Origin of the sequence: Leucobacter chinensis, from assembly GCF_019049105.1 — a bacterium.
GTDB classification, from domain to species: domain Bacteria; phylum Actinomycetota; class Actinomycetes; order Actinomycetales; family Microbacteriaceae; genus Leucobacter_A; species Leucobacter_A chinensis.
Map to the genome: position 1 here is coordinate 37,809 of NZ_JAHQZR010000007.1, position 12,733 is coordinate 50,541.

The following is a 12,733-nucleotide window of genomic DNA, read 5'->3' on the forward strand; positions in this document are numbered from 1 at the left end:
GGCACGGGCATGAAACGACGTATCGGGTTACACCCGGGAGTGTTCGTCGCGAGTCTCGTGCTTGTTATGCTTGCCGCAGCGGTGAGCCTCATCGTCGGCGCCGGCGACATCTCGACCTCGGGTGTGTACGCAGTGCTCACCGGGGCGCCAGAACACACGGTGGCCGAGGCGACGATCGTGTACGAGATGCGCGTGCCCCGAACCCTCACTGCGCTGCTCGTCGGTGCGGCCCTCGGTATCGCGGGCAACGTGATGCAGGCGCTCACCGGCAACCCCCTCGCCGACCCCGGCATTCTGGGCGTCAACGCGGGCGCGGGCTTTGCCGTGGTCGTTGCTGTCGGGGTGTTCGGCTTCGTGAGCTTCGACACTTACGTGTGGTTTTCGCTGCTCGGGGCAATGGCCGTATCGCTCGTGGTCTACGCCCTCTCGCTCACGATCGGTCGTGGATCGCCCTTCACCGTGCTCTTGAGCGGCGTTGCGATCTCGGCCGTGCTCACGGGCATTGCGACGGCGCTCGCCGTTGTCGACCCGGCGCGTTTTAATGCGTTGCGCGGGTGGATGTCGGGCACGGTGGCGGGGCGTGACCTTGACACGATCGGGCAGGGGGCCATGGTTATTGGCGTCGGTGTTCTCGTCGTGTGCCTGTGCGTCAGGCCGCTCTCGCAGCTCGGACTCGGGGCAGAGACAGCGAGGGCACTCGGCGTGAACGTCGGCTATACGAGAATCACCGCTGCCATCGCGGTCATGCTGTTGGCAGGCGGAGCGACTGCGCTCGCGGGGCCCATCGTGTTTATTGGGCTCATGGTGCCGCACCTCTCGCGTCTGCTCGTGGGCCTGCGACTGGGTGCATCGCTCGTGTACAGCGCGCTCGCGGGAGGCCTGCTGCTACTCATCGCCGACATGGCAGGGCGCGTGCTGATTCCGCCGGGGGAGGCGCCGGCCGGCCTCGTCACCGCCGTCATCGGTGCGCCGGTGCTTGCTGCTCTCGCACGCCGCATTGGCACGAGCTCCGAGAACGGGTCAGAGAGGGAAGGCAACGCATGAGCAGCTCAGCACGCCCGCGTCCCGTTGAGTTTGGGCCGTGGCGCAGGCCCGTGCGTTTTGCTCGGGTCTCGGGCTTTGTGAACACTCGCTCGGTACTGATCGGGGTAGTGGCCACCATCGTTGCCGCAGCAGCGTTCGTTGCCGCGGTCTCGCTCGGCAAATACTCGGTTCCGTTTGCTGAGACCCTGCAGATTTTGCGCGGGGTCGACACCGGTTTCTCGGCAACCGTGGTGCTTGAGTGGCGGCTCCCAAGAGCCGTTGCTGCGCTCGGCTTTGGTGCGGCGCTTGGGATCTCGGGCGCGATTTTTCAGTCGGTCACGCGAAACCCGCTGGGCAGCCCCGATGTGATCGGGCTGAGCGCCGGCGCCTTTACCGGAGTGCTCTGCGCGATGGCCTGGTTCGAGACCCCGCTCGCCGTGACGGTGAGCGCGCTCTTGGGCGGCCTCGCCGCGGGGCTCATCGTGTACGTCGTGGCCTACCGCAAGGGGCTCTCAGGGGCGAGGTTCGTGGTTGTCGGCATCGCCGTTTCGGCGGCGCTCACCGCGATCAACCAGATGCTTCTCCTGCGCATGAGCACCGCGACCGCGACGACCGCGAGTATCTGGGCGCAGGGAACCCTCGTCGAGGTGCGGTGGGAGTCGGTGACGCCGGTGCTGTGCATCATTCTGCTGCTGTGCTGCGTGGTGGTTCCTCTCGCCCCCGCACTCGGGCAGCTCGAACTCGGAGACAACGCGGCGGCCTCGACCGGCGTGCGCGTTGAGCGCGCGAGACTCGCGCTGCTGTGCCTCGGCATCTTGCTCACGGCGGTCGTGACGAGTATCACCGGCCCCATCGCCTTTGTCGCGCTCGTGGCGCCGCAACTCGCGAGGTTGCTCTCGGGAGCAGCCGGTGCCACGCTGCTCGGCTCGGCCGCAACCGGCGCGCTGCTCTTGAGCGTCTCAGACGTTGTCTCGGCACATCTCTTTCCCGCTTCAGTTCCGGTCGGGGTGGTGACCGCCGTCATCGGTGGCGTCTACCTGCTCTGGCTCATTATCGCAAAGGCAAGACAACGATGATCGAAATGCGTGACGCGACCCTGGGCTACGGCTCGGCGATCGTGTGCGAAGAGCTGCAACTCGCGGTTCCCGAGGGGTCGTTGACCATGATCATCGGCCCGAACGGCTGCGGTAAGTCGACCGTGCTGAAGGCGCTCTCGCGGGCCATTGCCCCGAGGGTCGGGCAAGTGGTGCTCGACGGTGCCGACATTCGTGGTTTGGGCACCAAGCAGCTCGCGAAGCGGCTCGGCATTCTCTCGCAACACTCGCGTGCACCCGAGGGCATTCGTGTTGCCGAGCTTGTGGCGAGGGGGCGTTACCCGCACCAACGCGCATTGCAACGGTGGAGTGAGGTCGACGAGCGGGCCGTGGCCGAGGCGATGGACATAACGGGCGTCGCTGAGTTCTCTGGTCACGCTGTCGATCAGCTCTCTGGCGGGCAGCGGCAGCGGGTGTGGATCGCGATGGTTCTTGCCCAGCAAACGCCGCTCCTCTTGCTCGATGAGCCGACCACCTACCTTGATCTCGCGCACCAGCTCGAGATTCTCGAGCTCTGCGCCGCGCTCACCGCAGAGCAGGGGCGAACGGTTGTCGCGGTCATGCACGACCTCTCGCAGGCGGTGCGTTACGCGACCCATCTCATTGCGATGCGGGGTGGCGAGATTGTCTCGGCAGGCTCACCCGAAGCGGTCGTGACCCCGGGTCTCGTGCGCGAGGTATTCGGGGTTGAGGCCTCGGTCATGAACGACCCGGCAACGGGCCTGCCCGTCGTTGTGCCGGTTCGTACGGTTGGCCCCGGGCAGAGGGCGGTCGATTCGGCCGCAACCATAAGGCTCTCAGGGGGTGGCCGGTGAGCAGCGGGTTTTCGCGAAGGAGCTTTTTGCGTGCCGCCGGCGGCAGCGCCCTCGGAATGCTGGGTGCCGGCATGCTCGCCTCCTGTGCCTCGTCGCACCCGTCGTACATTCTCGCGAGCGATCAAGAGGTGCGTGCGGCAGAGGCTGCGCGTGCCTTCAGCGGCACGACGGTGCATCGGCGGCTGACCGCCGAGCAAGAGCTCATTACGCTCGAGCCGGGAAAGCATATGAACACCTGGGGTTTTCGCGGCGAAGAGGCGCTCGCGGCGCTCGGGCCCACGATCACCGCGAGTAAGAACGACCGACTCTTGGTTGAGGTCGATAATCGACTCACGCAAGAGACTTCGGTGCACTGGCACGGGTTGCGCATTCGCAATGATATGGACGGTGCGCCACCTGACACTCAAGCAGCCATCGAACCCAGCGAATCATTCACCTACGACTTTCTGCTTCCTGACCACGGCACGTACTGGTACCACTCCCACACGGGCGTGCAGGCCGACCGCAGCATGTTCGGGGCGCTCGTGGTTGAGAACCCGCAGGATGAGAGCGGCGCCGACGTTGACCACGTGCTTGTGCTCGACGACTGGTTGCTTGAGCGAACGACGCCGGAAGAGGTGCTCGCGGCGCTCGGAGCAGTGACCGAGGGAGGTCATGACCACGGCGCCCCGGTCGACGATGGCTCGTTTGCGACCCCTGCAGCCCGTGAACTTGTCGAGCAGGGCATGGGGCACTCCGCAATGCTCGGTGGCCCGTCGCAACACCTGGCGTATCCGACCCACCTCATCAACGGGCGGCCCGTGAGTGACCCCGACCGGCTCGAGGCCTCGCCAGGGGCAGCCGTTCGGCTGAGGGTGATTAACGCTTCGGCCGAGACTCCGTATCGCATCGCGCTCGCGGGACACAGGGTTAAGGTCATCGCGACCGACGGCTTCGACGCTGAACCATTTGAGACCGACGCGGTGCTCATCGCGCCGGCGCAGCGCGTCGATCTCCTGGTTCGCCTTCGAAGCGGGGCGTGGCCCTTTGTCGCCCGGGTTGAGGGGCGTGAAGGCGCGGGGCTCGCGGTACTCGCGACAAGTGATGCCGTGGGCGAGACTCCTCGCGGGCACGAAGCGACGCGACTTGCCGAGCTCGACCGTACCGTTGCGACCGACAGTGATCTGCGGCCGGCGCCAGAGAGCGTGCTCGATGAGCGCGACCCCGATCTCGTGTGGCGGCTCGACCTCATCGAGTTACCCGACACGTACGTGTGGGGCATCGCGGGCGACGACGCCACGAGTATGCGCCCTCGGGAGGGCGATCGGGTGCGCATCGAACTGACCAACGAGACCTCGATGTGGCACCCCATGCACCTGCACGGGCACACCTTCGCCTCGCGCACCCACAACGGGTTGAGGCGCGATACCGAGATTGTGCTGCCGGGAGAAACAGCCGTGCTCGACTTCGAGGCGACCAACCCGGGCCGCTGGATGATCCACTGCCACAATGCCTACCACTTCGTCGCGGGAATGACCGCGCCGATTCGTTACGTTCGCTAACACGCCCGTGTCTGGCGCACCCGAGCATCACGCTCACTGGAAAGGAATACACATGAACGACCGTCTCATTCGCAAAGCACGCCCCGCGGGCCTCGCTGCAGTGCTCATCGCGCCGCTTCTCGCATTCAGCCTCATGGGCTGCGCCCCACAGGGAGAAGAGCACGTGGTGACGATCGACGGGCTCAAGTACAGCCCCGCTGAACTCGAGATTCACCCCGGTGACAAGGTGGTGTGGAACATGACGTCGACCGGCATGGCTCACGATGTCGTATCAAACGACGGGCTCTTTCAGAGCGAACTCTTGAACGAAGGTGAGTTCTCGCATACCTTTACGAAAGAGGGGGAGTACGGCTACCACTGCACGCCGCACCCGACCATGACCGGCATGATTACGGTTGTCGCACCAGAATAGGCGATGAAGCGCACGATGACGAACCCGAATACACCGCACACCTCGCAGGCTCCGACACCCGAGAAACCGCAGATCGTTCTGCTGTTGCTCACCGTTTTTCTCGCCTACCTCGGGCAAATGACGCTCAACCCCATCATTGCGCCGCTCGCGAGAAAGGTGGGGCTTGCCGAGTGGCAGGTCGGGGTGACGATCAGCGTTGCTGCGATGATGGTCGTGCTCACGAGCCAATTTTGGGGCAGGGCTTCGCAGGTGAGGGGGCACAAACGAGTGCTCATCGTTGCTCTGGGGCTCGCGACCCTCAGCATGGCGGGCTTCGCGCTGGTCGTGGCGCTTGGCATGCGCGGCATCGTCGTCGGAGTGACGCTCTTCTGTCTCTTCCTGCTGCTGCGCGGCGTCGGGTTTGGTGCGGCGATCGCGGCGGTTGCCCCGACGGCCCAATCGTACGTGGCCTCGGTCACGCACGATGAGGCAACTCGCACGAAGGGTATGGCCGGCATCGGCGCGGTCCAGGGTGTTGCGATGATCGGTGGTGCCGTCGTTGGTGGGGCGCTCGCCGGCGTGCACCTGCTCCTGCCCATCTCGGTGGTGCCGGTGCTGCTTGCTGGCGCGCTCGTGCTCGTGGCCGTGAAGCTCCGCTCGAGCGCCTCGACTGCGAGCATGGCGGCGGCCGTACGGGTGCGGGCGACTGACACGCGCATATGGCCCTTCTTGCTCGCGGGCTTTGGCATGTTTACGTCGCTCGGGTTTATGCAGGTGCTGATCGGCTTTGTCGTGCAAGACCGGCTGCAACTGAGCCCCGAAACGACGGGCGTCGTCACGGGGGCCTCGTTGCTCGCGGCGGGGCTCGGCATGGTCTTCTCGCAGGCGGTCGTGGTGCCGAGGAGCGGGTGGCGTCCGGTGACCCTCTTGCGTGTTGGCAGTCTCGTTGCCTTGGTGGGGTTCGTGCTGCTCGTGCCCGATCTCGGCATGGCGGTGCTGCTCATCGCGATCTTGCTCATCGGCTTCGGTCTCGGCATTGCGATGCCGGGTTACACGGCAGGCCCGACCCTCTGCGTTCAGCCCGAAGAGCAGGGCGCAGTTGCGGGGCTCATCGGCGCGACGAACGGTCTCACCTTCGTGCTGGCTCCAACCGCAAGTACCGTGCTCTATGCCGTGTGGCAGCCGCTGCCGCTCATCGTCGGGGCGCTGCTCATGGCGCTTGTCGCTCTGTTCGTCTGGTTGCACCCGAGGTTTGGGCGTGCGGTGGGGAGCATGCCTGGCGCGTGAGATGCTGCGCGAAGCCGAAAGCGTCGCGCAGTGGGCGGCGGATCATGCCCGGTAGCTGCCCGCGACGCGTACCCGGCGCGGGCGCTTTGCATCTCGCGACGCGTAACATTTGGGTGGGGCGCGGCCTCATCGCGTAGTCAAAAGTTTAGGTGCGCGTAGTTCGTCTCGAAGTTGCACGCATCTTTGTGTGAAAGCTCTCGTCGGGGTTGAGTGGTGGCGTTTACTAGTAACTATCACCGCAACGGTCATAACGGAGACGGGAAACCGGAACCCGACCGCGGTCCTTACAACTCCTGATGGTTTGACACCATTAGGCACAACTAGTCAGCGCCGAGCCGCACTCACCCCTAACCTTCCGGAAGACCCTAGCCGCAAGGAACCCCAAAGAGTCCCGCTTGGCGCTGACTTATTTTTTTATACTGCTTCACGGGCACTGGTGAGGTTACTTCGATGGGCCCTGCACCACGCGAAAAGGAGAGCGTCATTTGTCTGCCAAATCTCGGCCGCAAGAGATGCCACAGCGAAGCGCTTGGGGCACGCCTTCCGGTCGCGGGCCCGACGAATATGGTGGCTGGGAAGAAGCAACATCAGGTACGCTAAAGCCAACACATGGAGACACCCAGAATGATGGTTTGTTGGGGGCCCGCGGGCTGCGAACCACGGGAAGGGGAGGTTTGATGTACCCGAGAAATGCACTGGTGCAAAGCGTCGTACGCCATGTTATCGATGGCACCTCGGTCGCGATTGTTGGCCAGCACTGGTCGGGGCGCACCGAGCTTTTGAGACAGTGCGCTGAGGCGTTAAACGGGATAGGCCTCTCCCTCCTGCGGCTGAGGGGCATTGAAAATGCGCCGGCCCTTGAAGCCTTCCGCGTCGCGTTCCCGAACCTGCGCCAAGTGCGCAACCCCGAGAGTGATCTCGCGATCGAGATTCAACGGGTTGTCTCACAACTCCTGAACGAGGGGCCAGCGGTCGTGGTCATCGATGACATCGACTTTCTTGACCATGCCTCGTGGGCGCTGCTCGAGCAAGTACACAAAGCGACAGGCGTGCCAATCATCGCAACCGTCGAGGCCCGCAGCGACCTGACGCCAGAAGACCACCTGCTGATTCGCGTCGCCCAGCCGGTCGTCAAGGTGAACGTTGAGCCGTTGCCACTGGACGCGATTCACGACCTGCTCGAAGAACGTCTCGGCGATCACGTCGCGCCATCACTCAGCGGCCGTATTCACATGAAATCTGGCGGGCTGCCTGGCTTCGCGGTCACGTTTGCTGACGCTGGTAAGCGCCGCGGCACGATCCGCAAACAGGGCAACGTGTGGCATGACAGCCCCGACCTCTGGTCAGACGAGCTTGAAGGTGCCTTCGAATCGCTGTTGTACCGGTACCCGCAGCACACCCGAGAAGCTCTTGAGATGCTCGTGCTCACGGGGCCAATTGACGTCGCGCAGGCTGCCGAGCTCATTGGGCAAGAAGAACTCGAGAAGCTTGAGGGCCGCGGGCTCGTGAGGCTCCTGAGCGCGGGTGGGCAGCCGCTCGTGACGGTGAACCCTCCCGGCATTAGCGACTACTTTCGGAATCAGCCGAAGTCGGTGCGCGGCGTTCGCCTCAAGCAGCGTATCGAAGCGGTACTCGGCGACGACTCGGTGCTCGAGTGGGAGGGGCACGCGTATGAGAACGGGGCCATCGCCGATCTCATTCCGCAGCCCGAAGTGCCACTGCTCGCGCGCGCTTTTCGTGATCGTTTTGAGGTTGACCTCGCCCAAACGTGGCGGGCTTGGAAACGCAATAAGACCCTCATGCCCGCCATTCGGGCGCTTGACCTGAGGCTCACCGGTGAATCGCCCGTCGGGCAGATCGAACGCATCATTGATGGCACCGACACGACCGGTGCTGAGGGCATGTACGCGCTCTACTACCGCTACCTGCACGCGCGTTGGCTCGTCACACAGGAGGTCTCGCTCGATCAGATCGAAGCGGTAATGCATGGCGAGGGTGATCTCGGTCACCCGGCGGCGATCGAAGCGCTCATGATTGGGTTTCGCGCCGAGCGCATCGCCATTACGCAGGAGTCGCTCACGCGCATTGCTGAGCTCGCCGAGATGCCGGGCCTTGACGGCCAGGTTGCCGGCCTTGTGCACGTCGCGATGCACGCGCTCGGCGGGCAGCCTTCGCTCGCACTCGAACAAATTGAAAAGCTTGAAAAGGAAGCGGATCACAGCTGGGTGGCGCGGTTTGCCGCACCGCTGCGCGGCCTCGCGCTCGTCACCGGCGGTAGCCCGAACGCTGCCTTTGAGTGGGCCTCATCGCAACTGACACTCGCCCGTGAAGCCTACGACCGTGCGGCGATGGTTGCACAGGCCTATGTCGCGGTCATGTCGTTGCTCACGATGAGCCGCTACGCTGACGCGACCGCTGCGGGCAGCATTGTGGCTGGTGGCCAGTTTCAGGCCGCGAATCTGTTGTTCGGCCCAGATAAAGCGCTCATGAACGCCCTCGCGACAGCCGCGCTTCGCAGCGGCCGCGCGGGATCAGTCGAGACGCTCATCGAACGGGGAGCCTCGTACCACGGGCGAAGCGACGCCGTGCCCATGGGGGCCGAGGGCTATCCCGCGGCGCTCATGACCGAGATCGACGAGGAACCAGCCGTCACGAGTTCGCTCTACCGCGAGCTTGCTGAGGGGCTCACTGAGCGCGGTTACGAGTTCTCGGCGGCCGGTTCACTCATGCTCGCTATTCTGCTCGAGTTTGATCTGACGATTGCCCTCGTGCAGCGCGAAAAGCTGCTCAAAATGGGGGCGACGGTGTTTCTCGCCTATCTCGACGCGCAAATCGCGAGCCACGGGCAAGACGCCGCCTCGCTCGTTGAAGCGGCTCGGTGGCTCAGACGCGAGCAGGCGAACGAGTCAGCGCTCACCCACTTCACCTCAGCGGTGCGCATGTATCGTGCAGAGGGCAAAGAAGACGAGGCGCAGCGGGTGCGCGAAGAGATCGCCGATCTCATGGCGAGCGACCAGTCGGTTTCGGTTGCAAGTGCCACTCGTGTCGAGTCGAGTATCGGCTTCACGCAGCGTGAGCGCGAGATCATTGACCTTGTGGCGAAGGGGCTCAGTAACCCGCAGATCGCAGAGACACTGAGCCTCTCGGTGCGCACCGTTGAGACACACTTGCGAAATATTCGCAGGAAGTCTGGGGCGCTTGAGCGCGATGAGATTGGCGACTACTCGAAGCTTCGGTAGTGGTGCGGGCCTTAGTCGAGCGTCGCGAGGTGATCGCCGCGCTCGGCCTCCGGCACCGGGGCGGTGCCGGTTTGCACGCGCACGAGGTACCAGCTGGGTGAGAGGCCCCAGTGCTTGCTGAAACGCCGGCTCGCGTAGCTCGGATCGCTCCAGCCCACGGCGCGGCCAGCGGCACTGACCGTGAGATTCGTGGTGCGCAAGAGGTAGGCCATGCGCTCTGCGCGGAGCTGCTGGAGGTAGCTCATGGGCCCCATGCCCAGGTCGGCCCGAAAACCGCGGGTGAGCTGTGAGGGTGAGATCGCGATTTCTTTCGCGAGCGAGGCGAGCGACCACGAGTGCTCGAGACGATCGTGCAGAATCGACACCGCGTGGCTGATGCGCGGGCTAAGCCGGAGCAAATTTGTGGGCAACGTCGCGTGCTCGTAGCGGAGCGGGTCGGCGGCTGTAGCCGTCTCTTCGCGGCAGATGGTGACGAGGCGATCGAGAATCGCGTAGACACCCGAGAGCTGGGCGAGCACGGTCGTACCGGGGTTGTGCACGAAGGCACTCAAGGTCTGCGAGAGTTCAGCGGTATCGGCGGGCGATAGTTCGCGCATGGTGACCGAACCGAGCGTGCTAATTTCGCTCAGTACGGCGCGCATGGCTTCAACGACGGCGGGTACGGGCGCTGCGAGATCAAGCATGCGGGTGCTGAGGTAGAGGTTGGTCATCTCGAGGTTCTTGGCGCTGGCAATTGAATGCCAGCTGCTGGGGCCGAGCATGACGAGCGAGCCGGGGCTGAGAAGCGCCGTGCCTTCCTCGCCAAAGTGCTCGGCACTTCCCGCCGTCACGAGTGAGATTTCAGCGAAGTCGTGCGTGTGCGCGCACATGTCTCGGCTCAGTGTGACGTGCTCTGCGGCGGCCATCATGGTTGGTCCTGGCATGACTTCGGCATCAGACATGGTGAACAATTGCGTACTTACTCTTTCTGGTCGACATCGATGCTGAGTTCATCCATGTCCTGAGGGGTGAGATCGTGCCCGTCGTTGATCATTTGCGAGGCGAGGGCGATGGTTTGCGCGTCGTACACGTCGGCGGTTGAGTGGCGCCTCCAGTAGCCGACGGTGTGCGAGCTCTGCTTGGTGTACTGCGCATCGCCGCGCAGGAGTCGGCGCAGGGGTTTCAGGGTTGAGGCTTCGCCCGCGGCCCAGACGTAGTCAGGGCGTTGCGCCGAGATTTCGTCGGCGACGACGCTCGTGAGTAACTCAGTGTCGGCTCCCGTCGCGATCCACCGCGCAATGCCGTCGGCAGCGGGCTCAAGCTCGAAGCGGTCTTCGGCACGGTCGACCCGAATGAGCACGCGAGCCGTGGCATCGCTTGGTAGTGATTCGACGATGGTCATGACCGCAGGAACCGCCGAGGGGTCGCCGATGAGCAGCACATCGTGGGCCGTGAGCGGGTCTTTGCCGGCGGCGTTACTGAGCACGAGCGCCTGGCCCGGCTCGGCCTGCGCTGCCCAACGGCCCGCGGGCCCCTCTGGATGAATGACAAAGTCGATGTCGACCTCGGCCTCGTGCTCCCGGTTCGCCCGCACGGTGTAGGTGCGCATCGTGGCTCCCTCGAGAAGCCCCTCGAGGCTCTCATCGGCCGCGTGCGTGCGTGTCTCGTCTGGCAGAAACACCTTGATCTTCGGTGCGACGCCCGAACACGCGAAGTCGACGAGGCCCTCGCCGCCAAAGGTCACCCGAAGAAAATCGGGGCCAAGCAGCTTCGTTCGAACGACCGTTGCGCGGTAGTGAACGAAGCGGGGCAGGGTGGCTTTCTCAGTCATGTCAACATCTCCACATCAATAGTAAGGGAAGGCTAACCTAACCGTAAGCCTGAGCGTTGACGAAGGCCATGACCCTGGGCGTCTCACCCTTGCACAATCGAGTCATGCGTGAGGGCGGTCTCAGCTTTCATCGCGGGGCTCGGCGGTTTCGGGAGGCAGCTGGGTGAGCAAGAGCGGCATTCCGAGCCCGCGCCAGGCGCCCCAGAACACCATGCTCTCGCCCGGTGAGAGAGGTTGTGGCCGGGCCTGTTCTGGAGCGGCGGGCTCGCGCGCTAGCGGTTCCAGCGTTACCGGCTCCCGCGTTACCGGCTCCCGCGGGGCGGGCGCTATTGGAGGCGATTCTCGCCGGGTGCGAGTAGCCCTGGCCTCGCGCTTCGTCTCGGTGAGGGCGCGGCGGTAAAAGCTCACATTGGTGAGAAAGGCGGTAATGAATGACATGGTGATGCCTCGCTTTCAAAGGGGCATGAACGTGTGGTTAGAGGGGTGCGGCGCGACTTATACCGCGGCCCAGCGCATAGCCGTGACCTCGGGTGAGCGGAGTGCACCGTAGAGGGCGTGCTCGATGTGGCGCTCCATGCCGGGCTCGGCCTGCACCCTCGCGGTGAGCGAAAAAACCTCGGGAGTCGCGGTGCTCGTCGAGACCTCGTGAATTTGCAGGTCTTCGTTGCTGAGCGCCGTGAGCACGAGCGAGCGCACCTGCGGCTCGTGCCGCTGCTCGCAGCGAACCTCGACGTCATAGAAGGGGCCACTCGCCTGCGCCTCTCTGGTCGCGAGGTTTCGATCGAGTGCGCGGCTCAGGGGCCTGAGCAGCGTGTTCGCGAGCATGATCATGGCGGTGCCAGCGGCAGCGATCCACAACATCCCGCCGCCCGCGAGGGCACCGACAGCCGCTGATGCCCACAGCGTCGCCGCGGTGTTGAGGCCCCGCACCGAGGCGCCCTGCTTCATGATCACGCCGGCGCCGAGAAAGCCAATGCCGGAGGCGACCTGGGCCGCGACCCGCGTCGGGTCAGCCCCGGTTCCCGTGAAGCTGTAAGCGCCCATCACAACGAAGAGCGCAGAGCCGAGGCTCACGAGCGCGTTGGTGCGCAGACCCGCCGAGCGCGACCGCCACTGGCGTTCGATGCCGATGAGCGAGCCGAGCAGCACGCTCGCTGCGATGCGCGAGAGAATATCGATGGTTTCAAACATGAGAAACATCCGTTCGAGTCGTGCTCGCGCGCACGAGAAACGGGTTTCAGGACCCGGAGAAAGTTAGTGGCGCGAGCAAGAAAAGGTGAGCCAGAAAGATCGACTAGAGCCATCAGTCATGGAAAATCACCTCCTGCGCGCGCACGGAAGGACGTGCAAAGTGCACGAGTCTTGGGCTTCCACGTTTGAGCTTTGGCACTTCACGACGTATCAGCCTCGCTGAAGCCACGTTGGATCAACCCTTGCTCCGGGAAAATCTGTCTTAACCTTGGGCGTCTCTCGACGTCGTCAGATCAGTGGCCTGTGTTCGTAAAGGAGCCTCGCCTAACAAAGCGCTCCGCG

At 64.3% G+C, this 12,733-nt stretch carries 11 protein-coding genes and 1 riboswitch; of the genes, 7 read left to right on the forward strand and 4 right to left on the reverse strand.

The genetic code is table 11. The features are described from left to right. The first annotated feature begins 9 nt into the window (after nucleotides 1-9). The 7 genes from KTJ78_RS09300 to KTJ78_RS13950 all read left to right on the forward strand — a co-directional run bounded on the left by KTJ78_RS09300 (nucleotide 10) and on the right by KTJ78_RS13950 (nucleotide 9,390). Entirely contained in the window at nucleotides 10-1,044 is a 1,035-nt protein-coding gene (locus KTJ78_RS09300; protein WP_217134954.1) for a FecCD family ABC transporter permease, read from the forward strand. After that, nucleotides 1,041-2,099: a FecCD family ABC transporter permease gene (locus KTJ78_RS09305; RefSeq protein WP_217134957.1), complete on the forward strand. Its 1,059-nt coding sequence runs from the start codon at nucleotides 1,041-1,043 to the stop codon at nucleotides 2,097-2,099. The genes KTJ78_RS09300 and KTJ78_RS09305 overlap by 4 nt, the downstream gene beginning before the upstream one ends. After that, entirely contained in the window at nucleotides 2,096-2,932 is an 837-nt protein-coding gene (locus tag KTJ78_RS09310; protein WP_217134959.1) for an ABC transporter ATP-binding protein, read from the forward strand. Before KTJ78_RS09305 ends, KTJ78_RS09310 begins: the two co-directional genes overlap by 4 nt. Then, entirely contained in the window at nucleotides 2,929-4,473 is a 1,545-nt protein-coding gene (locus tag KTJ78_RS09315) for a multicopper oxidase family protein (RefSeq protein ID WP_217134961.1), read from the forward strand. Before KTJ78_RS09310 ends, KTJ78_RS09315 begins: the two co-directional genes overlap by 4 nt. A gap of 52 nt (nucleotides 4,474-4,525) precedes the next feature. Next, nucleotides 4,526-4,885 (forward strand): cupredoxin domain-containing protein, encoded by a 360-nt coding sequence (locus KTJ78_RS09320; protein ID WP_217134964.1) that lies wholly within the window; start codon nucleotides 4,526-4,528, stop codon nucleotides 4,883-4,885. A gap of 15 nt (nucleotides 4,886-4,900) precedes the next feature. After that, a complete protein-coding gene (locus KTJ78_RS09325; RefSeq protein ID WP_217134966.1) occupies nucleotides 4,901-6,151 on the forward strand; it encodes an MFS transporter in 1,251 nt (416 codons plus the stop codon). Between the two features lie 698 nt (nucleotides 6,152-6,849). After that, entirely contained in the window at nucleotides 6,850-9,390 is a 2,541-nt protein-coding gene (locus KTJ78_RS13950) for a LuxR C-terminal-related transcriptional regulator (protein ID WP_369808054.1), read from the forward strand. 11 nt (nucleotides 9,391-9,401) lie between these two features. Here the strand turns inward: KTJ78_RS13950 and KTJ78_RS09335 are convergent, their stop codons facing one another. The 4 genes from KTJ78_RS09335 to KTJ78_RS09350 all read right to left on the reverse strand — a co-directional run bounded on the left by KTJ78_RS09335 (nucleotide 9,402) and on the right by KTJ78_RS09350 (nucleotide 12,391). Next, a complete protein-coding gene (locus KTJ78_RS09335) occupies nucleotides 9,402-10,331 on the reverse strand; it encodes an AraC family transcriptional regulator (RefSeq protein ID WP_217134968.1) in 930 nt (309 codons plus the stop codon). Nucleotides 10,332-10,348: 17 nt separating this feature from the next. Further along, the gene (locus KTJ78_RS09340) at nucleotides 10,349-11,200 is read right to left on the reverse strand and encodes a siderophore-interacting protein (protein ID WP_217134971.1); all 852 of its coding nucleotides are present in this window, start codon (nucleotides 11,198-11,200) and stop codon (nucleotides 10,349-10,351) included. A 120-nt stretch (nucleotides 11,201-11,320) separates the two neighbouring features. Beyond that, a complete protein-coding gene (locus tag KTJ78_RS09345) occupies nucleotides 11,321-11,638 on the reverse strand; it encodes a hypothetical protein (protein ID WP_217134973.1) in 318 nt (105 codons plus the stop codon). A gap of 57 nt (nucleotides 11,639-11,695) precedes the next feature. Continuing rightward, nucleotides 11,696-12,391, reverse strand: a complete 696-nt coding sequence (locus KTJ78_RS09350; protein WP_217134976.1) for an MgtC/SapB family protein — start codon at nucleotides 12,389-12,391, stop codon at nucleotides 11,696-11,698. A 170-nt stretch (nucleotides 12,392-12,561) separates the two neighbouring features. After that, a riboswitch (M-box (ykoK) riboswitch) is annotated at nucleotides 12,562-12,730 on the reverse strand. Nucleotides 12,731-12,733: the final 3 nt, after the last annotated feature.

Coding starts and splice junctions, on each gene's coding strand:
- KTJ78_RS09350 (WP_217134976.1), bottom strand. CDS start 12,391: ATGTTTGAAACCATCGATATTCTCTCGCGCATCGCAGCGAGCGTGCTG.
- KTJ78_RS09320 (WP_217134964.1), top strand. CDS start 4,526: ATGAACGACCGTCTCATTCGCAAAGCACGCCCCGCGGGCCTCGCTGCA.
- KTJ78_RS09340 (WP_217134971.1), bottom strand. CDS start 11,200: ATGACTGAGAAAGCCACCCTGCCCCGCTTCGTTCACTACCGCGCAACG.
- KTJ78_RS09325 (WP_217134966.1), top strand. CDS start 4,901: ATGACGAACCCGAATACACCGCACACCTCGCAGGCTCCGACACCCGAG.
- KTJ78_RS09305 (WP_217134957.1), top strand. CDS start 1,041: ATGAGCAGCTCAGCACGCCCGCGTCCCGTTGAGTTTGGGCCGTGGCGC.
- KTJ78_RS09345 (WP_217134973.1), bottom strand. CDS start 11,638: ATGTCATTCATTACCGCCTTTCTCACCAATGTGAGCTTTTACCGCCGC.
- KTJ78_RS09335 (WP_217134968.1), bottom strand. CDS start 10,331: ATGTCTGATGCCGAAGTCATGCCAGGACCAACCATGATGGCCGCCGCA.
- KTJ78_RS09310 (WP_217134959.1), top strand. CDS start 2,096: ATGATCGAAATGCGTGACGCGACCCTGGGCTACGGCTCGGCGATCGTG.
- KTJ78_RS09300 (WP_217134954.1), top strand. CDS start 10: ATGAAACGACGTATCGGGTTACACCCGGGAGTGTTCGTCGCGAGTCTC.